General features: G+C 60.2%; 21 protein-coding genes and 2 pseudogenes. 15 read left to right on the forward strand and 8 right to left on the reverse strand.

The features are described 5' to 3' along the window. Positions 1 to 10: 10 nt before the first annotated feature. Complete coding sequence (gene preA / locus N2A41_RS16610) at positions 11 to 1,324, forward strand: NAD-dependent dihydropyrimidine dehydrogenase subunit PreA (protein ID WP_260109262.1); 1,314 nt, start codon at positions 11 to 13, stop codon at positions 1,322 to 1,324. Positions 1,325 to 1,483: 159 nt separating this feature from the next. Further along, positions 1,484 to 3,472 carry a malto-oligosyltrehalose trehalohydrolase gene (gene treZ / locus N2A41_RS16615; protein ID WP_260109263.1) on the forward strand — a complete coding sequence of 663 codons (1,989 nt, stop codon included), beginning with the start codon at positions 1,484 to 1,486 and terminating at the stop codon, positions 3,470 to 3,472. Here treZ and N2A41_RS16620 read toward each other — a convergent pair. The 3 genes and pseudogenes from N2A41_RS16620 to N2A41_RS16630 form a co-directional block, all read right to left on the reverse strand. Further along, positions 3,469 to 4,304, reverse strand: a pseudogene (locus N2A41_RS16620) (SIR2 family protein). The gene treZ and the pseudogene N2A41_RS16620 sit on opposite strands and share 4 nt — an antisense overlap. A 162-nt stretch (positions 4,305 to 4,466) precedes the next feature. Next, on the reverse strand, positions 4,467 to 5,504 hold the full coding sequence (locus N2A41_RS16625) for a TIGR03885 family FMN-dependent LLM class oxidoreductase (protein WP_260109264.1): 1,038 nt from the start codon (positions 5,502 to 5,504) through the stop codon (positions 4,467 to 4,469). Next, positions 5,501 to 7,144 (reverse strand): alpha-amylase family protein, encoded by a 1,644-nt coding sequence (locus tag N2A41_RS16630; RefSeq protein WP_260109265.1) that lies wholly within the window; start codon positions 7,142 to 7,144, stop codon positions 5,501 to 5,503. The genes N2A41_RS16625 and N2A41_RS16630 overlap by 4 nt, the downstream gene beginning before the upstream one ends. A 179-nt stretch (positions 7,145 to 7,323) precedes the next feature. Here N2A41_RS16630 and N2A41_RS16635 point away from each other — a divergent pair, with 179 nt between their 5' ends. Beyond that, complete coding sequence (locus tag N2A41_RS16635; protein WP_170262114.1) at positions 7,324 to 9,003, forward strand: glycoside hydrolase family 13 protein; 1,680 nt, start codon at positions 7,324 to 7,326, stop codon at positions 9,001 to 9,003. A gap of 63 nt (positions 9,004 to 9,066) precedes the next feature. Here the strand turns inward: N2A41_RS16635 and N2A41_RS16640 are convergent, their stop codons facing one another. Then, positions 9,067 to 10,077 (reverse strand): SDR family oxidoreductase, encoded by a 1,011-nt coding sequence (locus tag N2A41_RS16640; RefSeq protein ID WP_260109266.1) that lies wholly within the window; start codon positions 10,075 to 10,077, stop codon positions 9,067 to 9,069. A 194-nt stretch (positions 10,078 to 10,271) separates the two neighbouring features. Then, positions 10,272 to 11,273 (reverse strand): transcriptional regulator FtrA, encoded by a 1,002-nt coding sequence (ftrA, locus tag N2A41_RS16645; RefSeq protein ID WP_260109267.1) that lies wholly within the window; start codon positions 11,271 to 11,273, stop codon positions 10,272 to 10,274. A 67-nt stretch (positions 11,274 to 11,340) separates the two neighbouring features. Here ftrA and N2A41_RS16650 point away from each other — a divergent pair, with 67 nt between their 5' ends. Then, positions 11,341 to 11,751 (forward strand): rhodanese-like domain-containing protein, encoded by a 411-nt coding sequence (locus N2A41_RS16650; protein WP_260109268.1) that lies wholly within the window; start codon positions 11,341 to 11,343, stop codon positions 11,749 to 11,751. A 52-nt stretch (positions 11,752 to 11,803) separates the two neighbouring features. Here the strand turns inward: N2A41_RS16650 and N2A41_RS16655 are convergent, their stop codons facing one another. After that, complete coding sequence (locus N2A41_RS16655; RefSeq protein WP_222386764.1) at positions 11,804 to 12,826, reverse strand: zinc-dependent alcohol dehydrogenase family protein; 1,023 nt, start codon at positions 12,824 to 12,826, stop codon at positions 11,804 to 11,806. Positions 12,827 to 12,927: 101 nt separating this feature from the next. Between N2A41_RS16655 and N2A41_RS16660 the strand changes: the two genes are divergently transcribed. After that, positions 12,928 to 13,827: a LysR family transcriptional regulator gene (locus N2A41_RS16660; protein ID WP_170262110.1), complete on the forward strand. Its 900-nt coding sequence runs from the start codon at positions 12,928 to 12,930 to the stop codon at positions 13,825 to 13,827. 159 nt (positions 13,828 to 13,986) lie between these two features. Further along, positions 13,987 to 14,328, forward strand: a pseudogene (locus tag N2A41_RS16665) (response regulator); the annotation flags it as partial. Positions 14,329 to 14,332: 4 nt separating this feature from the next. Here N2A41_RS16665 and N2A41_RS16670 read toward each other — a convergent pair. Then, positions 14,333 to 15,010 carry a TetR family transcriptional regulator C-terminal domain-containing protein gene (locus N2A41_RS16670; protein ID WP_170262109.1) on the reverse strand — a complete coding sequence of 226 codons (678 nt, stop codon included), beginning with the start codon at positions 15,008 to 15,010 and terminating at the stop codon, positions 14,333 to 14,335. A gap of 276 nt (positions 15,011 to 15,286) precedes the next feature. Here N2A41_RS16670 and N2A41_RS16675 point away from each other — a divergent pair, with 276 nt between their 5' ends. From N2A41_RS16675 to hydA, 3 genes are read left to right on the forward strand one after another with little or no spacing between them, the layout of a single operon-like run. Next, a complete protein-coding gene (locus tag N2A41_RS16675) occupies positions 15,287 to 16,540 on the forward strand; it encodes a Zn-dependent hydrolase (RefSeq protein WP_017965807.1) in 1,254 nt (417 codons plus the stop codon). Beyond that, complete coding sequence (locus tag N2A41_RS16680) at positions 16,540 to 17,124, forward strand: endonuclease domain-containing protein (protein ID WP_170262108.1); 585 nt, start codon at positions 16,540 to 16,542, stop codon at positions 17,122 to 17,124. Before N2A41_RS16675 ends, N2A41_RS16680 begins: the two co-directional genes overlap by 1 nt. A gap of 2 nt (positions 17,125 to 17,126) precedes the next feature. Continuing rightward, positions 17,127 to 18,581, forward strand: coding sequence for a dihydropyrimidinase (gene hydA, locus N2A41_RS16685; RefSeq protein ID WP_260109269.1), 1,455 nt, complete (start codon positions 17,127 to 17,129; stop codon positions 18,579 to 18,581). A 58-nt stretch (positions 18,582 to 18,639) separates the two neighbouring features. Here hydA and N2A41_RS16690 read toward each other — a convergent pair whose 3' ends face one another. Next, a complete protein-coding gene (locus tag N2A41_RS16690) occupies positions 18,640 to 19,053 on the reverse strand; it encodes a cupin domain-containing protein (protein WP_018073737.1) in 414 nt (137 codons plus the stop codon). Positions 19,054 to 19,147: 94 nt separating this feature from the next. Here N2A41_RS16690 and N2A41_RS16695 point away from each other — a divergent pair, with 94 nt between their 5' ends. From N2A41_RS16695 to N2A41_RS16720, 6 genes are all read left to right on the forward strand, one after another. Beyond that, a complete protein-coding gene (locus N2A41_RS16695; RefSeq protein WP_260109270.1) occupies positions 19,148 to 19,924 on the forward strand; it encodes an ABC transporter ATP-binding protein in 777 nt (258 codons plus the stop codon). A 260-nt stretch (positions 19,925 to 20,184) separates the two neighbouring features. After that, positions 20,185 to 20,484 carry an endonuclease domain-containing protein gene (locus N2A41_RS16700; protein WP_246726162.1) on the forward strand — a complete coding sequence of 100 codons (300 nt, stop codon included), beginning with the start codon at positions 20,185 to 20,187 and terminating at the stop codon, positions 20,482 to 20,484. Further along, complete coding sequence (locus tag N2A41_RS16705) at positions 20,481 to 21,410, forward strand: ABC transporter permease (protein WP_064248347.1); 930 nt, start codon at positions 20,481 to 20,483, stop codon at positions 21,408 to 21,410. The genes N2A41_RS16700 and N2A41_RS16705 overlap by 4 nt, the downstream gene beginning before the upstream one ends. Then, on the forward strand, positions 21,407 to 22,534 hold the full coding sequence (locus N2A41_RS16710) for an ABC transporter permease (protein WP_260109271.1): 1,128 nt from the start codon (positions 21,407 to 21,409) through the stop codon (positions 22,532 to 22,534). The genes N2A41_RS16705 and N2A41_RS16710 overlap by 4 nt, the downstream gene beginning before the upstream one ends. Positions 22,535 to 22,591: 57 nt before the next feature. Next, entirely contained in the window at positions 22,592 to 23,563 is a 972-nt protein-coding gene (locus N2A41_RS16715) for an ABC transporter substrate-binding protein (RefSeq protein WP_222295621.1), read from the forward strand. 401 nt (positions 23,564 to 23,964) lie between these two features. Next, on the forward strand, positions 23,965 to 25,155 hold the full coding sequence (locus tag N2A41_RS16720) for an efflux RND transporter periplasmic adaptor subunit (RefSeq protein WP_222295620.1): 1,191 nt from the start codon (positions 23,965 to 23,967) through the stop codon (positions 25,153 to 25,155). Positions 25,156 to 25,162: the final 7 nt, after the last annotated feature.

The raw sequence follows: 25,162 nt of genomic DNA on the forward strand, positions 1-25,162 counted from the left end.
AGAATGAATAATGGCTGATCTCCGTAATAATTTCGTCGGCATCAAGTCCCCGAACCCGTTCTGGCTGGCGTCGGCGCCGCCGACCGACAAGGCCTACAATGTCGAGCGCGCCTTCAAGGCCGGCTGGGGCGGCGTGGTCTGGAAGACGCTGGGCGAGGAAGGCCCGCCCGTCGTCAACGTCAACGGCCCGCGCTACGGCGCGATCTGGGCCGCCGACCGCCGCCTGCTCGGTATGAACAATATCGAGCTCATCACCGACCGCGACCTCTACACCAACCTGCGCGAAATGAAGCAGGTGAAGATGAACTGGCCGGACCGGGCACTGATCGCCTCGATCATGGTACCTTGCGAGGAAGAGGCCTGGAAGGCGATCCTGCCCTTGGTCGAAGAAACCGGCGCCGACGGCATCGAGCTCAATTTCGGCTGTCCGCACGGCATGTCGGAGCGCGGCATGGGTTCCGCGGTCGGTCAGGTGCCGGAATATATCGAGATGGTCGTGCGCTGGTGCAAGCAGTACACCCGCATGCCCGTCATCACCAAGCTCACGCCCAACGTCACCGATGTCCGCCGCCCCGCCCGCGCCGCCAAGGCCGGCGGCACCGATGCCGTCTCGCTGATCAACACGATCAATTCGATCGTCTCCGTCGATCTCGACAACTTCGCCCCTAACCCGACGGTCGGCGGCAAGGGCAGCCATGGTGGTTATTGCGGCCCGGCGGTAAAGCCGATCGCGCTCAACATGGTGGCCGAGATCGCCCGCGATCCCGAAACCTATGGCCTGCCGATCTCGGGCATCGGCGGCATCACCACCTGGCGGGACGCTGCCGAATTCCTCGTGCTCGGCGCCGGCAACGTCCAGGTCTGCACCGCGGCGATGACTTACGGCTTCAAGATCGTCCAGGAGATGATCACCGGCCTCTCCGACTGGATGGACGAAAAAGGCCACCGCAGCCTCGACGACATTACCGGCCGCGCCGTGCCCAACGTCACCGACTGGCAGTATCTGAACCTCAACTACATCGCCAAGGCCAAGATCGATCAGGACGCCTGCATCAAATGCGGCCGCTGCTACATCGCCTGCGAGGACACCTCGCACCAGGCGATCACCAACTTCGTCGATGGCGCTCGCCATTTCGAGGTGATGGATGAGGAATGCGTCGGCTGCAATCTCTGCGTCAGCGTCTGTCCGGTTGAGAACTGCATCACCATGGAGCAGCTTCCCGCCGGCGCCCTCGACAAACGCACCGGCCGGGTTGTCGACCCCAACTATGCCAACTGGACCACGCATCCGAACAACCCAATGGCGCGCCAGGCGGCGGAGTGATGGAGCTTCAACGCCACGGGCAAGCTCGGTCCGCGGCATTGCGCTGCACCGCAAATGCAAGTTTCGGGCTTGATGGATGGGCCCGAAAGCTGGCGAAAGGCGATTACGGGAACATCATAAGGCTGCCGAAGTTAGCGCAGGCGATTCCACGAGAGAGCCATGCACGACCACTCAAGCAGCGAAGAGTCGAAATCGAAGCCTCGCAGTTGGAGCCGACGCTCCCCGATCGGAGCGGAGGTTGATGCCGGCGGCGTTTCGTTCCGAGTATGGGCCCCTGCCAGAGAACGCTGTTTCCTCGTGATCGAGGGAAATTCCGAACATAAGATGACGGCGGAGGACGGCGGCTACTTCTGCCTGTATCTGCCCGGTTTGGATGTAGGAACGCGATACCAGTTTCACTTTGGAGACGCGGATGATCTTCTTGCCGATCCTGCCTCGCGTTTTCAGCCAGATGGTCCATCGGGGCCATCAGTCGTCGTAGATCCGGCGCGGTATCAGTGGAGTGATTACGACTGGCAAGGAATGCCCGCCTTCGGAGCTGCTCTCTACGAGATGCACATCGGCACCTTCACAAGGGAAGGTACCTTTGCGGCAGCCCGGGAAAAGCTGGAAAGACTTCGCGCACTCGGCATCAACTGCCTGGAAGTAATGCCCATCAATGAGTTTGAAGGCGAATTCGGCTGGGGCTACGACGGAACATTGCTCTATGCTCCGACGCGGCTCTATGGAACACCGGATGATGTGCGCGCTTTCGTCGACGAAGCCCACCGGATCGGCATCGGGGTGATCCTCGACGTGGTCTACAACCACTTCGGTATCGGCGAGCGGTTTTCTGAATTCACGCCCGACTATTTCACGGAGCGGTACTCGAACGAATGGGGCAAGGCGATCAACTTCGACGGTCCGAACAGCCACGGTGTTCGGGAATATATAGCAAAGAACGCGGCCTACTGGATCGACGAATTCCATTTCGATGGACTGCGTATCGATGCAACGCAGGCGTTGTTCGACTCAAGCCACGAACACATCGTCACGGTCATTGCTAGGGAAGCTCGAGCAGCAGCGGGACAGCGGCAGATCTATCTCGTGAGCGAAAATGAGCCGCAGCAAAGCGAAATGGTGCGGCCGGAGAGCGCGGGAGGGCATGGGCTGAACGCCTTATGGAACGATGATTTCCACCGCTCCGCGACAGTGGCGCTGACCGGCCGCAACGAAGCCTATTATCATGATCACCGCGGTACGGCCCAGGAACTCGTTTCTGCCGCCAAATATGGCTGCCTGTTTCAGGGGCAGCGATATGATTGGCAGGATAAACCGCGCGGAACGGCTGGGCTCGACCTCAAGCCGTGGAATTTCGTGCACTTCCTCCAGAATCACGACCAAGTCGCCAATTCCGGCACGGGCGCCAGGATCGGCCACCTAACATCGCCAGCCCGTCTTCGGGCCATGACGGCGCTGCAACTGCTGGGGCCGCAGACGCCCATGCTCTTTCAGGGACAGGAATTTGGTGCCTCTTCTCCGTTTTATTATTTCGCAGATCACGCTGGAGAAATCGCCGACATGGTCCGGCAGGGGCGGCGCAGTTTCCTCAGCCAATTCCCGAACCTGAGGGATGAAGAGCTCATCAGACAGATGGCGGATCCGTGTGCTCGCACGACGTTTGAGAAGGTGAAGCTCGATTGGGCCGAATGGGAGAGAAACGCGGCAGTCGTGCTGCTTCATCGCGACCTGCTGAATCTTCGTCAGACGAACAAGGCATTTTCTCGCCAAGCTTGCGCTCGTGACGGCCAAATGGACGGTAATGTTTTGTCCAGCTCCGCCTTCCTCCTGAGGTTCTTCGCGGAGAAGCCGTCGGACGAAAGAATATTGTTGATCAACTTCGGCAATGACCTCGTGATCGATAGTCTGCCGGATCCGCTTTTTGCGCCGCCGGAAGCTCACCAATGGCATCTCTCTTGGTCAAGTGAAGATGCCGCCTACGGTGGCAGTGGACGCCGCCCATATGATTTTTGGAAGCGTTGGGTATTGAACGGGGATATTGCTCTGGTCGTCGCCCCCTTTAAACTCCAGAACCGGCAAAACGTCTCAGCAATGCCAATTGAGGACTGGCAAGCCGGCATCTTGCGAGCCGGGGACCCTAGCACTTAACTGCCGGCATTCGATTTTCGTCGTTGAAGCAGACGTTCGAGAAAATGAGAGAGGGAGTCGCCTGAACTCTCGCCATCGCCGCTGAGGACGTAACGCCCCACCTCTTCAGAACATGCACCTGAACCTCGGTCGGCTCGTGCATGAAGAGAAATAGCGGCGGCCGGTGTCGGTCTAGTCCGGTCCGCCGCCATGTCGACCACAGGTGATGGAGCAAAAAGCGAATGTTCAGATCGGACATGCTGTAGCCGACAAACAGCAATGTCGAGGCGAAGGCATCGCTCCTGAATTTTATGTCCAAAGGAGCGTCAAACGATAGGCGATCGAAGTAATCCGACTCTGTCAGCACCAGTGTGTCCGGATCGGAGAAGTCGCCGTGGTATTTGACGATTTGAGTTTCGCCGACTGGCGCGGTCGCCATATCTTTCGCGCTTGTAATCCGTGTGAATGGCCGCCCGAACGCCTCATAGGAGATTTCGAGATTTGCATCGTAATTTGTGGTGTACACGAGAGGAAAGTCCAATTCGACGATGAGCCTATGCAGCTCGGAGTTCTCAAGTTGCTCAGGCAAGATCTGCCACTCGCGTTTCATCCATTCGACCAAATGAGACAACGAGCCGTGCTTCAAACGGTAATATTCGGCAATTTCCTGATAGGTTGCGCCGTGCGTGGCGGCGAACGACGAAGGCAGGCCGAGATCCATCAGCATATGATCGATGAGACAGCTCCATGAGGGCAGGCCGACGTTCATCGATATTCCTGCACCAACGAACAAAACGGCCTGCCGGCGTTCAATCGCGGTGGCAATCGCCGATATTTGTTTGTCGTGTGGCACGCATCCTCCTGACTACCGTAAGACCGAACGTCGTCTGGAGAGACTTGTTTCTGTGCGGTAGCGCACTCGGTAGCGCACTTCGGCTTGGAGTTCGCTGTTCTTTGGAGCAGCATGTTCCCGACAGTGCGGGCAATTGCGACGGCCAGCCGCATTCGCTCCTCATCAACTGATATCTGGACTGCCCTTGAAGCCATCTCCCGTTGAAAGATCGCATGGATTGACCGGCGCATCAGTCCTGAATGAGCTTAGTACCTCTCGACCAAAAACTTCGATGAACTCGCGCTGATTGCGCCCGACATTGTGAATATAGATTTCGTCAAATCCCATCGCGACATCGGCTTTCAACCACTCGACATGCTGTCGTGGATCGGCCGAGATGCGCACATGCTGGTCCATATCTTCAGGCCGCACCTTCAGACATGCCTCATCGAACTCCTCCGGCAAACGAAGCGTTTCCGAGATTGCAGCGGAAATCGCGTTGCTGCGCCACTGGTCGAAGGCATTAGCCCTAGCTTCCTCTTCGGAGCCGGCATAGGAAATATGTGTTTGCAAGTAGAGCGGCTTTTGCCTCCCGCCGCCGCGCCGGAAGGCTTCGACGACTTTGTCGAGCTTGCCGGTCGGCTGGTTGATGGTGATAAGCGCATCCGCCCAGCCTCCCGCCCACTCGGCCGTTTCTGGCGAAAGAGCGCCGGCAACAATGCGCGGGATCTCATCAGGGAGAGTATGGACGCGGCCCTGATCGACTTTGATGGGTTCTGTCCGACTGACCAGCTTCCCCGACCACAAGTCCCTCATGATCTCGACCGCAGCCAGCAACCGTTCATTTCGTTCTGCCTTGGAGGGCCAGCGTTCGCCGATGACATGTTCATTCATGGCCTGCCCGCTGCCCACCGCTATCCACGGCAACCGGCCCGAAAACATCTCTGCAATCGTCGCACCAGCCTGTGCGGTAATCGCCGGATGATAACGCCAGCCCATAGGGACTGTGATGATACCGAAGGGAATAGATTGCGTGGCCTGGAGCGCGGCCCCTAACCAGGCCCAAGCAAAGCCCGACTGACCCTGCCTCTCACTCCATGGCGTCAGGTGATCGGACGACATCACGGCGCCGAAACCTGCAGCCTCCGCAGCCTGCACATATCCGAGGAGCTCGCTTGGCGAAAATTGTTCATGGGACGCGTGATAGCCGATGAGCGTCATGATCCGTTGCCCTCGGAAATAAACCAGTGGTAGGCATGGGGCTCGAGTTGCAGGCGTGGTTGGATGGCGCCTGCGTACTCCACCTCGCCGATCAGATCTCGGAACTTCCGAGGCTGCATTCCGCCAAAATTGATTTCCGTCTTAATACGCCGGCGAGCGAGGTTGTGGACGAGCAGCAGAAGCGACCCGGCGTCTTCAAAGCCGTGGACCAAAACAGCCGGATCCTCGGCGCTCAATCTCACCAGCCGCCCTTTTGTGAAGATCGGCTGATTCCTGCGAAGAGAAATAAAACGCCTGATCTTGTTCAACAGGGAATTAGGATCATTGAATTGGTCGACAACATTGACTTTCTTGTAGGAAAACGGCCCGTCCGAGACGATCGGCTGACACAGTTTTCCGGCGTCGGCACTGGAGAAACCGGCATTCCTCTCCGCCGACCATTGCATCGGTACCCTCACTGCATTGCGTCCGGGCTGGGAAAGGTCCTCGCCGATACCGATCTCGTCGCCGTAGACGATAAGCGGCGGCCCGCTCAGAGAAAAGATGATGCTGAAGGCGAGTTCCGTCCGTCGTTGGTCGCCGCCCAACATGGGCGCAACGCGACGGCGGATGCCGCGGCCGAATGCCTGCATTTCTTCCTTCGAAGCGAAGGCGTCGAAGACGTTCTTCTTCAAATCCGCGGGAACTCGGGAAAAATCGAGCTCATCGAGATTGCGCAGGAAATTAACCCATGCGCAACCGGGCGGTGGCTCCGGAAGCAGGCTCAGTCCCTGATTGATCGAGGCCGCGTCTTCCCCAGCGAGGCCTGCGAAGAGATAGCAGGCAAGCATGAAGTTGAGCAGAAGCTGGAGTTGGTCTCCTTCGCCAAAAAAGGCGTCGGAAGCTTCCGGCGGAAGATTGACTTCTCCGAGGAGCACACCACCCGATCGCCTGCTTTGCAGATAGCTGCCGATCTGCCTCAGGATGCCGTGGGGATCGCGAGGATTGGCATGCTCAAGTCCTTTATCGGCGATGATGAGCGGGGCGGCGTCCAGCCTGAACCCGCTGACGCCGAATGCGATCCAGTAATCGACGATGCGCAATATTTCTTCGCGCACCTGCGGATTTGCAGCGTTCAATTCGGGCTGAAACTCGTAGAAGCTATGGAAATAATAGGCCCTCGCCACCTCATCATAGGTCCAGAGGCTGTCCACTTCGCCCGGAAAAATCGATTTGGCCCCTGAAGCGACAGGTGCAGGATCGGGGCTCCAGACATAATAACTGCGGTAGCGCGTCTCGTCATCCCGCCTAGCGGCCTGGAACCAGGGATGCTGATCGGATGTATGATTGACGACGAGGTCCATGATCACCCGAATGCCATGCTCACCGGCACCGTGCAGAAATGTCAGGAAATCGTCAAGCGTTCCCACCTTTGGATTGATCGAATAGAAATCGCTGACGTCATAACCATTGTCGCGATCCGGACTGCGATAAAACGGCAGTAGCCAGATGCAGGTAATTCCGAGTTCCGAAAGGTAGGCCAGCTTTTCCGTCAGGCCCGCGAAGTCGCCAATGCCGTCACCATTGCCATCGGCGAATTTCTCGACATCGATGCTGTAGATCACCGCCTCCTCATACCAGCTGCTGCTTCGGTTCGGCACCGCGACGGTCTCCCGATAATCTCTGTTGCCACCCCTTCTAACGGTCCCGGAAGGAGGGGGTTCCTCGGATTGCGCCAAGTCCAAGGATGCCGGGGGATGCGGAAGGAAGGTCTGGCCCGGTGGAACCTGCAGACATCACCAGTGTTTTCCCGATATCCCCAACAGATAGGAAGCCTCCGATGGATTACTCCACGACACCGCTGGCAGGTCCCGAGCGATCACCTCTCCAACCGAAATGGTGGCATACCGCAACTGTATACCAGGTCTATCCGCGCAGCTTTTGCGATTCCAACGGAGACGGCATTGGCGATATCCCCGGCATCACCTCAAAGCTCGACTACCTGAAAAAGCTCGGGATCGACATCATCTGGCTGTCGCCGATCTACAAGTCGCCGATGGACGACAATGGTTATGACATATCGGACTACCGGGACATTGCCCCCGAGTTTGGCACGCTCCAAGATTTCGACCGGCTGGTGGCTGAGGCGAAAGACCGAGAAATCGGCATCATGCTCGACCTCGTCGTCAACCACACATCGGACGAGCATCCGTGGTTTCTTCAATCCCGTCACGGTTCGGACAACCCATTCCGCGACTTCTACATCTGGCGCAAACCTGCGCCGGACGGAGGACCGCCGAACGGCCTGAAGTCCTCCTTCGGCGGACCGGCCTGGACGCTCGACCCGGCAACAGGCGAATATTACCTGCATATGTTTTCTCGCCGCCAGCCGGATCTCAACTGGGAGAACGAAAGGGTGCGGGCGGAAATCTATGACATGATGAACTGGTGGCTTGAGCGAGGCATTGCCGGCTTTCGCATGGATGTCATTGATTATATCGGCAAGCAGGTGGACCAGGAGCTTATAAAGGACGGACCGCATCTGCACGACTATCTGCAGGAGATGAATGCCAAGACCTTTGGCAGCCGCGATATCCTGACGGTCGGCGAAGCCTGGAGCGCCACTCCCGGTGCAGCCCTCCTCTATTCCGGACGCGACCGCCAAGAACTCTCGATGATCTTCCAGTTCGAGCACGTCACCCAGCAATGGGACGCGGTCTATGGCAAATGGCGCCCGAAACCGTTCGACCTTGTGAATCTCAAGACCGTCCTGAGCAAATGGCAGCTTGCTCTATCGGAAGACGGGTGGAATTCGCTCTTCTGGGGCAATCACGATCTGCCGCGCGCCGTCTCCCGCTACGGCGACGTGACCGGCTATCATATCGAGTCGGCCAAGATGCTGGCCACCGTGCTGCATCTGCTGAAAGGCACGCCCTTCGTCTATCAGGGCGAGGAAATCGGAATGACAAACGTCCCCTTCACCTCCATCGATCAGTACCGGGACATCGAAACCCTCAACATGCACAGGCTGCACGTGGAGGCCGGCCTTTCCCCAGAAGAGTTTATTCGCGGAGCAAACGAGAACGGTCGCGATAACGCCCGCACACCGATGCAATGGAGTGCGGCCCCCTATGGCGGTTTTTCGACCGGCGTACCCTGGATCGAGGTCAATCCCAATTATCCGAAGGTCAACGCCGAAGCGGCCATCGGAGACGAGAAGTCGATCTGGAACCACTATCGCAAACTGATCGCGCTCCGGAAGACCTGCCCTGTCATCGTCTACGGGGAATACCGATCCTGGCTCGACCAACATCCTGATGTCTTCGTCTATACCCGTACATTCGACAGGACACGGATGATTGTCATCGCTAATTTCACCCCGCGGCACATTGGGCTGAGTTTGCCATCGGAGCTCGGGATGAACGGAGAATGTCTCATTTGCAACTATGAACCGGTGCACAAGATCAACGAGACCATTGAACTCAGCCCCTACGAGGCCTTCGCCATAGCGTCTAGGTGAAGCTGGGATCCGGTCACAGTTGCTCGGGCTTTTTGATAGTGCTCGGTGCTGCGATCTTCTCGGCTATCGCAAGCGCCGGGGCAGCGAAAGAGACTGGCGCCGGCTGCCTCTCGATGCAATGGCCGCGCCGACCGCGATGGAAGCAAGGGCTGCAAGGCCCAGCATCAGAGGCGTCGACAGCGATGGCCGCGAGCGCGAGCGTAACCCGCCATCGATATGCGCCGTGTCCTGGGAAGGCCGATAGAGATTACCGTCGCTTTTCGCGACAGGTGATGCTCGGTTGAAATAGGCGGCCATGAAGCGGCCGAGCAAACGCGCCGCCAGGTTTGGCGCCAGCAGGTGAGCGAGACGTGTTGCATTGGTTACTGCGCCAACGGTGGTCGTTGCTCGCGGGTGTTTTGCCACCTGGACTATGGCTTCGGCAACGCGCCGGGCATCGATCAGCGGCGGCGGCGCGGAGACCTTCCGGCCGACATAGTTGGCACCATGCATCAGGCCGGGGGTGTCGACGAAGGCGGGGTAAATGTCACAGATATGAATGCGAGGCTTATCCGCCACCTCCGCCCGTAAGGCCTCGGAAAATCCGCGAAGCCCGAACTTGCTGGCGCTGTAGGCTGTGGCGAACGGCGCCGCTGCAAAACCGCCGAGCGAAATCATATTGATGAATACGCCCGTACCCTGGCGTAGAAACACCGGGAGAGCCGCGTGTGCGTCGTTGATATGTCCCAGCAAGTTCGCGCGGATGACCTGCTCATGCGCCTCAATTGGCGTCTCCTCGAACCGACCAACCGCGCCGACGCCGACATTGCTGACCCAGACATCGATCTTGCCGAACGAGGCAGCTTTCGAGGCAAGAGCCTTGACTGCATCGGGGTCGGTGACATCCGCAACAACTGAAGTGGCCTCGCCGCCGAGGCGGCGGCAGACCTCTGCCACTTTTTCCAATGCGGCACCGTTGCGCGACGCGAGCACCAGCCTGCTACCCCGCCTGGCGAATGCCTCGGCTGCGGCTTGACCGATACCACTCGATGCGCCGGTAATGACGACAACAGCATCCTCGAGATTGGTTGTCATAGTCGAAGCGTCCTTTCGATTTACCCTTTCTGCGCAACAACCCGGCGCCATTGAAGTTCCCGGCCGGCGGACATCGCGCCGTTTCAGTCAGCTCTTGCTGTCTCGGAGCGCGCTGAGATGTCGCTCATCATCACGCGCCATCTCGAGATGCGATCGAGAGCGGCCATTTAGGTTAAATGCAGGCAAAGGATGCCTTAGCCACCGAATGATTTTCGATAGGCATGAGGGCTTGTCCCGAGCCGCCTGCGAAAATGATGCCGCATGGTTGCCAGTGTTCCAAAGCCGCTGGCGGCGGCGATGTCGTCGAGCGAAACAGCAAGTTCCTTCTCCAGCAGGTCGCGGGCATGCCGCAGCCGCTCCGTGAGCAGCCATTCGCCGACGCTGAGGCCCGTCGTCGCTTCGAAGCGCCGCTGGAAGGTGCGCATGCTCATGCCCGCTCTTTTCGCAAGCAGGCTGATCGGCTGATCCTCGGAAAGGCTTTCGCGCATCCATTCGATCAGCGGCCCCAAGCGGATGCCCTCGCGTTCCTCAGGAACCGGCGCGTGAATGAACTGCGCCTGTCCGCCTTCGCGGTGCGGCGGCACGACGAGGCGTCTTGCAACGCTGTTTGCTGCTTCCGAACCGAAATCGCCGCGCACCACATGCAGGCAGAGATCGATGCCGGCAGCACTGCCCGCTGCCGTCAGCAGACTGCCCTCGTCTATGTAGAGAACGTCGGCATCGAGTGCGATATCGGGATAACGCGCGGCGATCGAGGCGACATAACGCCAATGCGTCGTCGCCCTGCGGTTCGTTAGCAGGCCCGACCCGGCAAGAACGGCAACACCCGAGCAAAGCGACATGATCCGTGCGCCGCGTTGATGCGCTGCCTTGAGCGCTGAAACAAGCGGCTCGGGAACGACGGCATCGATCGACCGCCAGCCCGGCACGACGATCAGGTCCGCTTCGTCAAGCACTTCCAGTCCCTGGTCGACTGCGACCGTCAGCCCTCCCGCTGCGCGAAGCGGACCCGGTTCGATGCCGCAGACTGAGAAGCGATACCAGCCTTCGCCCATTTCCGGCCGTGGCAGGCCGAAGACCTCGTAGGCGATGCCGAATTCGAAGGTGCAGAGCCCGTCATAGGCAAGTGCGGCGACCAGCGGTCCTTTCGTCTGCTGCGGCAATGAGTTTGGCATGATCTTTACGCTGCCAGACATGATGGCCAATTTCGCAAAGCTCTAGCATCGGCGATACCAGGCGGCAACTTCAGAAAAAGGAAGACCGATGCCAAGCCCCGTTTCCCAAACACCTGCTGCAGCTCCGGATGCCGCTGTCGCTCACTTTGCCGCCAAGCTCGCTTTCGAAACCGACTGCTCGGATGTGCATGCCGCCTTTGCGGTCGGCAACGTCGATTTCGTTCTCCTCGACGTGCGCTCGCCGCAGCTCTTCGCGGAGTCCCATATTCCCGGCGCCATCAACCTGCCGCACGGCAAGATGACGGCGCACCGAATGTCAGCATGGGCAAGCGATACACTCTTCGCCGTCTATTGCGCCGGCCCGCATTGCAACGGCGCCGACAAGGCCGCCTTCCGCCTCGCCAATCTCGGGCTCCAGGCCAAGCTGATGATCGGCGGCATGACCGGCTGGGCCGATGAAAGCTTCGCCTTCGAACAGGGCGTCCCTGCTGCCGCCTGATGGCCGTCTCCCCCTACAATCATGCAGCGGGGAGACAGGAAAATCGCGATCGTCAGAACTCGACGACCACCTTGCCGAAAGGCCCGCGATAGAGATGATCGAGCGCCTCAGGGAATTCGTCGAAGGCATAACGCTTGTCGATCACAGGCTTCAGCCCGGTCTGGTCGATTGCCCGCACCAGATCTTCAAGCGCACGGCGATGGCCGACGGAAATGCCCTGCACAACAGGCGCCTTGAGCAGCAACGGCCCGGTCGGGCCGGAAACCTCGAATCCCTCGAACACGCCGATTACGGAAATGCGGCCATTGATCGCCACCGCCTTCAGCGCCTGGCCGAGATGTGGGCCGCCGACGATCTCAAGCACGTGATCGGCCCCATAGCCGCCGGTCAACTGATAGAGTTGCTCAACCCAGTCGCCCTCATGGCGATTGATCGCGTGATCGGCGCCGAGGGCAACGGCGCGGCCGAGCTTCTCCGCGCTGCCTGATGTGATGAAGACCTCCGCACCATGGGCCTTGGCTATCTGCAGACCGAAGAGCGCCACCCCGCCTGTGCCTTGCACCAGCACCTTGTCGCCGGCCTTCAGACCGCCGCGTTCGATCAGTGCGAACCAGGCAGTCAGCCCGGCGCAGGGCAAGGTGCTCGCCTGCGCCGCATCGAGCGTGTTAGGCGCGCCTGAATACCATTCTTCGGAAAGCACGGTGTATTGCGAGAGGACGCCGGGATAAAAGCCGCCGCGCGTCTTGTAAGGCGGCGTGCGCGCATCGCCTAACCCGCGTCCGTCGATCCAGTCGGGCGAAAACGTCGAGATGACCCGATCGCCCGGCTTGAAACGGCTGACCTCCGGTCCGACTGCCTCGACGACCCCCGCCATATCGGAAGCCGGCACGAAGGGAAATTGCAGCGGCAACCCCATGCCGCTCTCCATCACCAGTCGGTCGCGGAAATTGAGCGAAACGGCTTCCGTCCGCACCAGAACCCTGTTTCCCGAAACCGGCTCGAGCCTCCGCTCGCCGATCGTCAGCTGGCGCTCCGGTCCAACCGCGTCGATCTGCCATTGCCGTGTTGTTTGCATTGCCTTGCTCCTTGTCCATTGCAGGGAGCACAAGGATATCGTTGAATATTTCGCACCAGTTGCGATATTAATTCACCAGAATGGTTCCAAAGAGGAAACAAATGGAACAGCTGAAGGGTATCTCGATCTTCGTCGAAGCCGTCGAGGCTGGTGGCTTTTCGGCTGCCGCCGAGCGGCTCCATCTCACGCGTTCGGCCGTCGGCAAGACGATCGCACGTCTGGAACAGCGTCTCGGCGTGCGCCTCTTCAACCGTACGACACGCATGCAGAGCCTTACCGAGGAAGGCCGATTCTTCTACGAGCGCTGCCTGCGGGCGATCGAGGAAATCCGCCTCGGGGAAGCCATGCTGGAATCCGGCCGGCGTGACGTGCGCGGCCGATTGCGCATCTCGATGCCCGTGCTTTTCGGCCGCCACTGCATCGCGCCGATCCTCGCACGCCTGCTCGATGAACATCCGAACCTCGAACTCGACCTTTCCTTCAACGACCGTATCGTCGACCTGCTCGAGGACGGGTTCGATCTTGTCATCCGCAACGGACCGCTGAAGGACAATCCGGATCTGATGGCCCGGGCGATCGCGCGCCAGCGCATGACCGTCTGCGCATCGCCCGCCTATCTGGAAAAACATGGCGCACCGCAGACGGTCTTCGATATTCCGCGGTATGAGGGCATCGTCTACAGGCGGGGCGATGATGACAAAGGTTGGATCTTTCCGACTGCGGCTGATCCCGGGCGGCGGCTGGTGCCAAAGGCGCGACTTCGGCTCGACGACCTCGCTTCGATTTCCGATGCCGCCGTCGCCGGGCGCGGTCTTGCCTGGCTGCCCTGCTGGCTGGTCCGCGAGGAGGTGCTGGCGGGCCGGCTCATTCAGGTATTGAAGCACGAACCGGCCAATATCTCCGATGCCCATGCCGTTTGGCTGCGCTCACCGGTCATGCTGCCGAAGGTGCGGCTCGCGATCGATACGCTCGCTGCGGGATTGCCGGCAATGATGGGCTGAAGCGCTCGCCGCGGGTCTGCGAGCGACTAGAAACCCATGTTATTCCTAGGCGTTTCTCTGGAAATAACGCGATGGCGCAGTACATCCGCTCATTCACCGTCCACTGTGGGCGGCCGCCATATCACTCGGAAAAACGTCAGCATGTCACTTTGCAGCGCCCTGGTGGAAAACAATCTAGTCGTCGCCATGAATGGCGAGGATATCCTGCGCCGTTTAGGCGCCGACGTGGCAACGGCGCCAAGTGTCGCCGAAGCGATTGAGATCCTGACCGGACAGTCCTTCGATCTGGCGCTTCTTGACGTCGATCTTGGCGATGAGACGAGTTTCGGGATTGCCGATCGAGTGGCTGCTGACGGCGTGCCCTTCTTATTTGCCACGGGGTATGGGGAGGGCATCGCTCAGGCGAGTAGCCACTCCGACGCGCCCGTGCTGCAGAAGCCTTATACGATGGAGGGCATGACGCATATTCTTGCCCGGGTGTCGCTTCCGAGGAGAGGGTAAAGCCTCATCCTCCAAGGGTATCCGGTCGCAGCCCACCGATGAAGAGCTGTTCCAGAAACCGCGCCGCATCCTCGAAGCGCCCCTCGCCCGAATGTTCCTGCCCCAGCACAGCACGCACCTGAACGTCGAAGTCCGCGTAATGCTGCGTCGTCGACCAGATGGAGAAGATCAGGTGGTAGGGATCGCATTTGACGATCTTGCCTGATGTCGCCCAGGCGCGGATGACCTCCGCCTTCTCGTCGACCAGTTCCTTCAGCGGCCCCTTCAACTCGTCTTCGATATGTGGCGCGCCCTGCAGCACCTCGTTGGCGAAGAGCCGGCTCTCGCGGGGAAAATCGCGGGCCATCTCCAGCTTGCGGCGGATGTAGCTGCGGATTTCCGTCTCTGGATTGCCTTCGGCGTCGAAGGCGCGGAGCGGCTCCAGCCAAGTGTAAAGTACCCGGTCGATCAGCGCCCGGTGCATGGCTTCCTTGGTGCGGAAATAATAGAGCAAGTTGGGTTTCGACATGCCGGCCACTTCGGCAATCTGATCGATTGTCGAGCCGCGAAAGCCGCTTGCCGAAAACACATCGAGCGCAGCTTCCAGGATCTGCTCTTCCTTCTCTTCCTGGATTCGCGTCCGCCTCAGGGTTTTCGCTGCTCTCGGTATTGTCACAGGCTGTCGTTTCCCCTTGAAATTCAACTTCTTCGCTCAAGTTTTGGCTAGGGACGACCCTCGCCGCTTCCTTGAGCAACTGCCCGCATTTTTATCGGCAATTTTCGTGATTTTCGTCTTGAGCCCGGCGATGGAAGTTGTAATGTTTACCAATCGGTCAAATTATCCGTCAGATGTAAAACAAAGGCAACTGGCGATTTTCCGGCGCTCGACAAAACCAATAAGGGGGCGCAGGAAAGGACCACGGGAACGAGCGGGCATGCCTCTTTGCATGACTGCCGCAAACAGGTGAGGGCATAAAGAATGGTGGCAGCACCAGGCGAGAACATGCGCGTCAATGGCGACCGTCTCTGGGACAGTCTCATGGACATGGCGAAGATCGGCCCCGGCATAGCAGGCGGCAACAACCGCCAGACACTGACAGATGCCGATGCGCAGGGCCGCAGTCTTTTCAAAAGATGGTGTGACGATGCCGGTTTGACCATGGGTGTCGACCGGATGGGCACGATGTTCGCCGCCCGCCCCGGCACCGATCCCGATGCCTTGCCGGTCTATGTCGGCTCGCATCTCGATACCCAGCCGACCGGCGGCAAATATGACGGCGTGCTCGGCGTGCTTGCGGCCCTCGAAGTCGTGCGCACGATGAACGATCTCGGCATCAAGACCAAACATCCGATCGTCGTCACCAATTGGACGAATGAGGAAGGCGCGCGTTTTGCCCCTGCCATGCTGGCGTCAGGCGTCTTCGCCGGCGTGCACAGCCTGGACTTTGCCTATAATCGCAGGGACCCCGAGGGCAATCTGTTCGGCGACGAATTGAAGCGTATCGGCTGGGTCGGCGACGAAGAGGTCGGCGCCCGCAAGATGCACGCCTATTTCGAATATCACATCGAGCAGGGACCGATCCTCGAAGCCGAGGAAAAGCAGATCGGCGTCGTCACCCATTGCCAGGGCCTCTGGTGGCTGGAATTCACACTGACCGGCAAGGAAGCCCATACCGGCTCGACGCCGATGAACCTGCGCGTCAATGCCGGCCTCGCCATGGCCCGCATTCTGGAAATGGTCCAGGACGTGGCGATGGGCGAACAGCCGGGTGCCGTCGGCGGTGTCGGCCAGGTGTTCTTCTCGCCGAATTCCCGCAACGTGCTACCCGGGAAGGTGGTCTTCACCGTCGACATCCGCTCGCCCGACAAGGAGAAGCTCGACCGTATGCGGGCAAAGATCGAGGCAAAGGCGCCTGAGATCACCAATGCACTCGGCGTCGGCTGTTCCATCGAGGCGATCGGCCACTTCGAACCGATCACCTTCGATCCGAAACTGGTCACGTCGGTGCGCGAAGCCGCCGAGCGGCTCGGCTACAGCCACATGAACATCATCTCCGGCGCCGGCCATGACGCCTGCTGGGCCGCCAAAGTGGCACCTGCGACGATGGTCATGTGCCCCTGCGTCGGCGGGCTCTCGCATAACGAGGCGGAAGAAATCTCCAAGGAATGGGCGACGGCGGGCGCCGATGTGCTGTTTCATGCGGTGGTCGAGACGGCGGAGATTGTGGTGTGATGGCTTATGTCGAGCCCGGAGCCCCCTCATCCGACCCTTCGGGCCACCTTCTCCCCGCTGGGGAGAAGGGATCGGTAGACGTCGCGGTCTCCCCCTTCTCCCCTCGGGGAGAAGGTGCCCGAAGGGCGGATGAGGGGGCTCCGGGCGCGACGAAAATTATCAAGCAGGATATCCGGAAACATCGCACCAACAAGACCGACCAGGCCAGAACGCTTCGCCGCAAAGAAACTGAAGAGGAATACCACCTCTGGAGCGACCTCCGCGCCCGCCGCTTGAATGGCTATAAGTTTGCAAGGCAAGTTCCCCTCGGCCCATTCATCGTCGATTTCCTCTGTCGTGAACAACGATTGATCGTCGAAGTCGACGGCTTCCAGCATGCCGATAGCACGTCGGATCAGCGCCGAACTGAATGGCTCAATGTGAATGGCTATTCCGTCCTACGCTTCTGGAATCGGGAAATCTCGCGCGAACGTCGCTCAGTACTCGAAACGATTCTAGCTGCCTTGCAGGGCCGGATCGAGGTCAGCTCAGAACTGCTCGGCTTCTATTCGCCGGCCCAAACTGCAGACAAGAACGGGGAATGATCATGACCACAGTCATCAAGAACGGCACCATCGTCACGGCCGACCTCACCTACAAGGCTGACGTGAAAATCGACGGCGGCAAGATCATCGAGATCGGGCAGAATCTCTCGGGCGACGAGACGCTGGATGCCACGGGCTGTTACGTCATGCCCGGCGGCATCGATCCGCACACTCATCTCGAAATGCCCTTCATGGGCACCTATTCCTCCGACGATTTCGAAAGCGGCACGCGCGCCGCCCTTTCCGGCGGCACCACCATGGTGGTTGATTTTGCCCTGCCCGCTCCCGGCCAGTCGCTGCTCGAAGCGCTGACCATGTGGGACAACAAATCGACCCGCGCCAATTGCGATTATTCCTTCCACATGGCAGTCACCTGGTGGAGTGAGCAGGTCTTCAAGGAAATGGAGACCATCGTCCGCGACAAGGGCATCAACACCTTCAAGCACTTCATGGCGTATAAGGGCGCGCTGATGGTCGACGATGACGAAATGTTCGCCTCCTTCCAGCGCTGCGCCGAACTCGGCGCCCTGCCGCTAGTGCACGCCGAAAACGGCGACGTCGTCGCCTCGATGTCGGCAAAGCTGCTCGCCGAGGGCAATAACGGCCCCGAGGCGCACGCCTATTCCCGGCCCGCCGAAGTCGAAGGTGAAGCGACCAACCGCGCCATCATGATCGCCGACATGGCCAGCTGCCCGGTCTATATCGTCCACACCTCTTGCGAACAGGCGCACGAGGCGATCCGCCGTGCGCGCAGCAAGGGCATGCGCGTCTATGGCGAACCGCTGATCCAGCACCTGACGCTCGACGAGAGCGAATATTCCAATCCCGACTGGGATCATGCGGCCCGCCGGGTGATGTCGCCGCCCTTCCGCAACAAGCAGCATCAGGATTCGCTCTGGGCAGGTCTCGCCTCCGGCTCGCTGCAGGTCGTCGCCACTGACCATTGCGCCTTCACCACGGCGCAGAAGCGCTTCGGCGTTGGCGATTTCACCAAGATCCCGAACGGCACCGGCGGCCTCGAAGACCGCATGCCGATGCTCTGGACGCATGGTGTCAACACCGGGCGGCTGACGATGAACGAATTCGTCGCCGTCACATCGACCAACATCGCCAAGATCCTCAACATCTATCCCAAGAAGGGCGCAATCCTTGTCGGCGCCGATGCCGATATCGTCGTCTGGGACCCGCAACGTTCCAAGACCATTTCGTCCAAAGCCCAGCAGTCGGCGATCGACTACAACGTCTTCGAAGGCAAGGAAGTGACCGGCCTGCCGCGCTATACGCTGACGCGCGGCGTCCTCGCGATCGAGGAAGGCGCGATCAAGACCCGCCAGGGCCACGGCGAATTCGTCAGGCGCGAGCCGGTCACGGCCGTCAGCAAGGCGCTTTCCCAGTGGAAGGATATCACCGCACCGCGCAAGGTGACGCGTAGCGGCATTCCGGCAAGCGGCGTATGACGATGGCGCATGACGATACGGCCATCAATCGGGGACCGCTGCCTCTATGCCAATGACCTCACGCCGGCACCAAAGCGTCCAACTCCGGCAGAAGCACGACGCTTTCCTGCTCGTTCGGATCGGTGCGCGCGATGATCGCTGTGCACGGCGTGCTGCTGAGGTTGGCCGGCAGGTGCGGCACGCCGGCCGGGATATAGAAAAGTTCGCCGGCATGAACGATGACGTGATGCTCGAGCCGGTCTCCGTACCAGGTATGAGCCTCGCCGGAGAGCATGTAGATCGCCGTCTCGTGCGCCTCGTGCAGATGCGCCTTGGCGCGCACGCCGGGCGGGATCGTCAAAAGATGCATGCAGATGCCCTTGGCGCCGACCGTTTCGGCGGCGATGCCTGCGAAATAGCTCAGCCCCTGCTTGCCGTCATAGGCATGATTGGGGCGAACGATGTGGCAGGTGGGCTTTGATGTCACGTCCATCCTCATCCTCCATGGAGTGTGTCGTCGATAAAACCGGCGGTAATGATAGCACGCAAACCGCGTTCAAGCGGGGAAAACAAGACTGGTCGCATTGATGCAAGCACCCTCCGTCGTATCCGCCAAGGATCTCTGTCTCACCTACCAGGCCAATGATGGCCCGGTGAGTGCACTGAGCAATGTCAATCTCGATGTCCGCAAGGGCGATTTCGTCTCTTTCATCGGCCCGTCGGGCTGCGGCAAGACCACCTTCCTGCGTGTCATCGCCGATCTCGAAAAGAGCACCTCGGGCGAGATCTCGATCAACGGCATGACACCGGAGGAGGCGCGCAAGGCCCGCGCCTACGGTTATGTCTTCCAGGCGCCGGCGCTCTATCCCTGGCGCACCATCGAAAACAACATCGCTCTGCCCTTGGAGATTATGGGCTATTCCGGCGCCGAGCGGACGCGGCGCATCGCCGAAGCGCTCGATCTCGTCGGTCTTTCGGGCTTCGAGAAGAAATTCCCCTGGCAGCTTTCCGGCGGCATGCAGCAGCGGGCCTCGATCGCCCGCGCACTCGCCTTCGACGCGGACCTGCTGCTGATGGATGAGCCCTTCGGCGCCTTGGACGAGATCGTCCGCGACCATCTGAATGAAGAGCTGCTGAAACTCTGGACCCGTACGAACAAGACGATCTGCTTCGTCACCCATTCCATCCCCGAGGCGGTCTATCTCTCGACCAAGATCGTGGTGATGTCTCCGCGACCGGGCCGGGTGACCGATGTGATCGACTCGACCCTGCCGGCCGAGCGCCCACTCGACATCCGCGAAACCCCCGAGTTCCTGGAGATTGCCCACCGCGTTCGCGAGGGACTGAGGACGGGACACGCATGAGGAGCGGGCGCGTGTTGTTTGGCAAGACCCCTCCCCAACCCCTCCCCACAAGGGGGAGGGGCAAACACGCGGCGCTCGCTGAATTCTCCATGGAATGTCGCGGGAGAGCGCTGCCGCCACCCGCGGGTTCGACCGTTAAGTCCCTCCCCCTTGTGGGGAGGGGTTGGGGAGGGGTCTAGATGCCACACTCAAACATCAGCCTCAAAACCCGCCAAACGGCAAAACGGCTCCGCCGTGAGCTGACAAAGGCGGAGGCTGCCATGTGGGATATGCTTCGCGATCTCAGGCCCTATGGTGCCCGATTCAGGCGCGAGACGCCGATAGGCCCCTATATCGCCGATTTCGCTTGGCTTTCAGCACGACTGATCGTCGAGGTCGACGGTGACAGCCACGAGACTGCCGACGGCCGCCGCCACGATCTTGCCAGGGATGCATTCCTGCGCAACGAGGGTTTCAAAGTGCTGCGCTTCGACAATGCCCAAGTACTTGATGGACCCGATTACGTGTTTCTCACCGTCGAGAAATATGCCGCGCCATTTTTGAAGGAGCGCGTAGCATGAAGCCCGACACGTTCAAGGATAAGATCGTCCCCGTCACCACCATCCTGCTGGCCCTCGTCGTCATCTGGTATGTCGCCGCCATCCTCATGAACGCGCCATTCCAGCGCGACATGGACGGCCGCGCCGGCGTCACACCTTCGACCCTCGAATTCATCGGCAAGACGCTGGCGCAGCCGAAGCCGGTCCTGCCGGCGCCGCATCAGGTGGCGCAGAACGTCTACGAGAACACATTTCTGCGCAGCCTTTCGAGCAACCGCAGCCTCGTCTATCACAGCTGGGTAACGCTCTCCTCCACCCTGCTCGGCTTTGGCTTCGGCATGCTGCTCGGCATCCTTCTCGCCGTGCTGATCGTCCACAACCGCGCCATGGACCGCTCGCTGATGCCCTGGCTGGTGGCCAGCCAGACCATACCGATCCTCGCCATCGCACCGATGATCGTCATCATCTCCTATAACGTGCTGACCGGCGACAATGCTATTGCACATCTCCTCAATCTCGATTCCGACGCTTCCCGGCTCGTGTCGAAGGCGCTGATCTCCACCTACCTCTCCTTCTTTCCGGTCGCCGTCGGCATGGTGAAAGGGTTGCGTTCGCCTGAGATCATGCATCTCGACCTGATGCGCACCTATTATGCCAGCCCGATGCAGACTTTCTGGAAGCTGCGCGTTCCAGCCTCGATCCCTTTCCTCTTCACCTCGATGAAGGTAGCGATTGCCGCCAGCCTCGTCGGCGCCATCGTCGGCGAGTTACCGACGGGTGCTGTCGCCGGCATCGGCTCGAAGCTGCTCGCCGGCTCCTATTACAGCCAGACCATCGATATCTGGGCCGCCCTCGTCGCCGGATCGCTGCTTGCCGGCATCCTGGTCGCGATTGTCGGCGTTGCGGCGAAAATCGTTGACCGCGCCATGGGCGGGAGGCCGGCATGAGACATTTGACCTTCTCCTGGCAAGGCGTCGTCGCCCTCCTCCTCTGCATCGGAGCACTGATGGCCCCGCCGCTCCTGGCCGACGGCGCGACGCGACCCCTCACCGATGGCACGGCAACCCTCATTTTCATCATCATCATCGCGGCTGCCCTGCTGTCTCTAGCGCCGCAGCCGCCGGCCTATCGGGCCACCGTGCTGTTTATCGGCGCGCATGGCGCCGCCTGGATGCTGCTTTCGGCTCTTTCCGGCAACGATGGTGCGGCGACGCGGGCCTTCTTCCTGCTGCTGTTCGCCTGCTGGCTGCTTGCCTGGCGATGCGTCACCGAGCTGTCGAAGCTGCAGCCCGTCACAACGTCCGGCAAGTCGGCGCTCCAGCTCCTGATCCCAGCAATCTTCGGCGCCTGGATCCTCATTCTCTGGGAGGCGGTCACGCGTGGCGCCGGCGTTCCCTTCATCCTGCTGCCGCCGCCGAGCGCCATCGGCGCGCGGTTCATGGCATCGCTGCCGATCCTCGGCGCAGACGTCAGACAGACGATCTTCAAGGCGGTGCTGATCGGTTATATCCTCGGCTGCCTCAGCGGCTTCGTCGTCGCGGTGCTGGCCGACCGCATCGCCTTCCTGCGCCGCGGCCTTCTTCCGATCGGCAACATGGTTTCGGCCCTGCCGATCATCGGCGTCGCCCCTGTCATGGTCATGTGGTTCGGCTTCGATTGGCCGTCGAAGGCCGCCGTCGTCATCATCATGACCTTCTTCCCCATGCTGGTGAATACCGTCGCCGGCCTTGCCGCCTCAGGGAACATGGAGCGCGACCTGATGCGCACCTATGCGTCCGGCTATTGGCAGACACTGCTGAAGCTCAGGCTTCCCTCAGCAATGCCCTTCATTTTCAACGCACTGAAGATCAACTCGACGCTGGCGCTGATTGGTGCCATCGTTGCGGAATTCTTCGGAACGCCGATCGTCGGCATGGGCTTCCGCATCTCCACCGAGATCGGCCGCATGAATGTCGACATGGTCTGGGCGGAAATCGCCGTCGCGGCGCTGGCCGGCTCGATCTTCTATGGCATCATCGCCCTGACCGAACGGGCGGTGACGTTCTGGCATCCGTCTATCCGTGGTGGCTAGGCGCGCGCGGGCTCCAGAAACGGGTCCGGGCATAACTTCAGAGGGTAAGGATAAAAAATGAGAAAGTTGATGGTTGCAATGATGGCGAGCGCGATGTCGCTTGCATCGGCCCATGCCATGGCCGCCGACAAGGTGGTGCTGCAGCTGAAATGGGTCACGCAGAGCCAGTTCGGCGGTTACTACGTCGCCAAGGACAAGGGCTTCTATAAGGAAGAAGGCCTCGACGTCGACATCAAGCCGGGTGGCCCTGATATCGCCCCCGAGCAGGTGATCGCCGGCGGTGGCGCCGATGTCATCGTCGACTGGATGGGTGGCGCCCTTGTTGCCCGCGAAAAGGGCGTTCCGCTCGTTAACATCGCCCAGCCCTACCAGAAGGCGGGCCTGGAAATGGTCTGCCGCAAGGATGGCCCGGTCAAGACCGAAGCCGACTTCAAGGGCCACACGCTCGGCGTCTGGTTCTTCGGCAACGAGTATCCCTTCTTCGCCTGGATGAACAAGCTCGGCCTGTCCACAGAAGGCGGTCCGAACGGCGTCACCGTGCTGAAGCAGAGCTTCGACGTGCAGCCGCTTGTCCAGAAGCAGGCCGACTGCATCTCCGTCATGACTTATAACGAATACTGGCAGGCGATCGATGCCGGCTTCAAGCCGGAAGAACTGACGGTCTTCAACTACACTGAAATGGGCAACGACCTTCTTGAAGACGGTCTCTATGCGATGGAAGACAAGCTGAAGGACCCCGCCTTCAAGGAGAAGATGGTCAAGTTCGTCCGCGCTTCGATGAAGGGCTGGAAATATGCCACCGAGAATCCCGACGAAGCCGCCGAGATCGTCATGGACAACGGCGGCCAGGACGAGAACCATCAGAAGCGTATGATGGGTGAAGTCGCCAAACTGGTCGGCGACAGCTCCGGCAAGCTGGACGAGGCACTCTATGCCCGCACGGCAAAGGCGCTGCTCGACCAGAAGATCATCAGCAAGGAGCCGTCAGGCGCCTGGACGCACGACATCACCGACGCCGCTTCCAAGTAGGTTCGTCAACGCGGCGAAGCGAAACGCGCGGGAGATTTTCCGCGCGTTTCGTGTTTTTCCGTGCGAGGTGGAAAAAAAACGCCTTGCAGCTGTCGCATTTATCGGGCGTCAAACGTCATGGGGTAAGAACGCGATCAATCTTCGTAATGTTGACATAACCTTGCGGTGATTGATTGACGTCGGAATGGTAATTATTATCGCCTGATGGGGAATTGTTTTCTGCCGGACTTGTAGATCGAGCAAATCGATACCACCTACAAGCCGAATTTGCCGCCGAGGGATGAAGACGGCAAAGGACCGCGGAAACCTCTGAGAATGCAGGAAGGGCAGTGGCCTGATCGCGCGCTGAGTGGCAGACGCTCGAGTTCGGCCAACCTTATCATAAGATTGGACGAAGACGCATGGCACGCAAGCCGATTGGAATTCTAGGCGCCTCTACCCTTTTTGCAGCGGCACTTGCTGCATCCACCGCATTTTCGCAGGAAGCGCCGGTCGCAAAACCGCAACAGAACCTGCCGGCGATCGTCGTCACCACGGCTGTCAATCGCACCCTCGTCGACCGTGTCATCGGCACGGGAACAGTCAAACCCGTCGAAGAAGTCTATATCCAGCCGCAGGTCGAAGGCCTCTCGATTCGCACCCTGAAAGCCGATGTCGGCGACAAGGTTCAGGCCGAAAGCACGCTGGCGACGCTCAACGATGACGCGCTGGTCCTGGAAAAGAGCCAGATGATGGCGACGAGGGCCAAGGGCGAGGCAAGCCTCGCCCAGCTGCGCGCCCAGCTCATCGAGGCGCAGGCCAATGCCGAACAGGCAAGGCAGCAGCAGGCCCGCGCCCAGGAAATGGTCAAGAAGGGCACGGTTTCCACCGCCCAGGTCGAACAGGCCGATGCGACTGCCGCCGCCGCCAATGCTCGCGTCGTCTCCGCCGAACAGGCGATCGAGGTCGCCGAAGCGGATCTCAAGGTCTTCGACAGCCAGATCGCCGATGCGGATTTGAAGCTGGCGCGCACCGATGTGAAGACGCCGGTCGCCGGCACGGTCTCGGCGAAGAACGCCAAGGTCGGCGCCATTGCCGCCGGCAACGGCGATCCGCTGTTCACCATCATCCGCGACGGCGATATCGAGCTTGTCGCTGAGGTCGCCGAAAGCGATGTTGTCAGGATCGTGGCCGGCCAAAAGGCAACGATTTCGCTTTCTGGCAGCCGTGAGAAACTTTCCGGCGCCGTACGCCTGGTTTCGCCGACTGTCGATCCGGTCACTCGCCTCGGCCTCGTGCATATCTCCATCGATGATGACAGCAAGGCGCGTTCCGGCATGTATGGCAGCGCCGAAATCATCGTGCGCGAGACTGAAGGCGTAGCGCTTCCCCTGACCGCAGTACTCACCGGCAACGAAGGCTCCTCCGCCCGCAAAGTCGAGGACGGCGTGGTGAAATTCGCCAAGATCGAGACCGGCATCCAGGACGGCGCCTATGTCGAGGTGGTCAATGGATTGAAGACCGGCGACGAGGTCGTAGCCAAGGCGGGCGCTTATGTCCGCGACGGCGACCACATCACGCCGGTGCGTGAACAGCCCCCGGCTTCCAACTAAAGAGACC

Origin of the sequence: Rhizobium sp. SRDI969, assembly GCF_025152725.1 — a bacterium.
In the GTDB taxonomy this organism is placed as follows: Bacteria; Pseudomonadota; Alphaproteobacteria; order Rhizobiales; family Rhizobiaceae; genus Rhizobium; species Rhizobium leguminosarum_I.

Bases quoted from the DNA above. Each gene is read 5' to 3' on its own strand.
- N2A41_RS16705 (WP_064248347.1), top strand. From the start codon at position 20,481: ATGAAGCCCGACACGTTCAAGGATAAGATCGTCCCCGTCACCACCATC.
- treZ (WP_260109263.1), top strand. From the start codon at position 1,484: ATGCACGACCACTCAAGCAGCGAAGAGTCGAAATCGAAGCCTCGCAGT.
- ftrA (WP_260109267.1), bottom strand. From the start codon at position 11,273: ATGTCTGGCAGCGTAAAGATCATGCCAAACTCATTGCCGCAGCAGACG.
- N2A41_RS16680 (WP_170262108.1), top strand. From the start codon at position 16,540: ATGGCTTATGTCGAGCCCGGAGCCCCCTCATCCGACCCTTCGGGCCAC.
- N2A41_RS16700 (WP_246726162.1), top strand. From the start codon at position 20,185: ATGTGGGATATGCTTCGCGATCTCAGGCCCTATGGTGCCCGATTCAGG.
- N2A41_RS16695 (WP_260109270.1), top strand. From the start codon at position 19,148: ATGCAAGCACCCTCCGTCGTATCCGCCAAGGATCTCTGTCTCACCTAC.
- N2A41_RS16625 (WP_260109264.1), bottom strand. From the start codon at position 5,504: ATGACGCTCATCGGCTATCACGCGTCCCATGAACAATTTTCGCCAAGC.
- N2A41_RS16720 (WP_222295620.1), top strand. From the start codon at position 23,965: ATGGCACGCAAGCCGATTGGAATTCTAGGCGCCTCTACCCTTTTTGCA.
- preA (WP_260109262.1), top strand. From the start codon at position 11: ATGGCTGATCTCCGTAATAATTTCGTCGGCATCAAGTCCCCGAACCCG.
- N2A41_RS16690 (WP_018073737.1), bottom strand. From the start codon at position 19,053: ATGGACGTGACATCAAAGCCCACCTGCCACATCGTTCGCCCCAATCAT.
- hydA (WP_260109269.1), top strand. From the start codon at position 17,127: ATGACCACAGTCATCAAGAACGGCACCATCGTCACGGCCGACCTCACC.
- N2A41_RS16710 (WP_260109271.1), top strand. From the start codon at position 21,407: ATGAGACATTTGACCTTCTCCTGGCAAGGCGTCGTCGCCCTCCTCCTC.
- N2A41_RS16715 (WP_222295621.1), top strand. From the start codon at position 22,592: ATGAGAAAGTTGATGGTTGCAATGATGGCGAGCGCGATGTCGCTTGCA.
- N2A41_RS16675 (WP_017965807.1), top strand. From the start codon at position 15,287: ATGGTGGCAGCACCAGGCGAGAACATGCGCGTCAATGGCGACCGTCTC.
- N2A41_RS16650 (WP_260109268.1), top strand. From the start codon at position 11,341: ATGCCAAGCCCCGTTTCCCAAACACCTGCTGCAGCTCCGGATGCCGCT.
- N2A41_RS16640 (WP_260109266.1), bottom strand. From the start codon at position 10,077: ATGACAACCAATCTCGAGGATGCTGTTGTCGTCATTACCGGCGCATCG.
- N2A41_RS16655 (WP_222386764.1), bottom strand. From the start codon at position 12,826: ATGCAAACAACACGGCAATGGCAGATCGACGCGGTTGGACCGGAGCGC.
- N2A41_RS16660 (WP_170262110.1), top strand. From the start codon at position 12,928: ATGGAACAGCTGAAGGGTATCTCGATCTTCGTCGAAGCCGTCGAGGCT.
- N2A41_RS16635 (WP_170262114.1), top strand. From the start codon at position 7,324: ATGGATTACTCCACGACACCGCTGGCAGGTCCCGAGCGATCACCTCTC.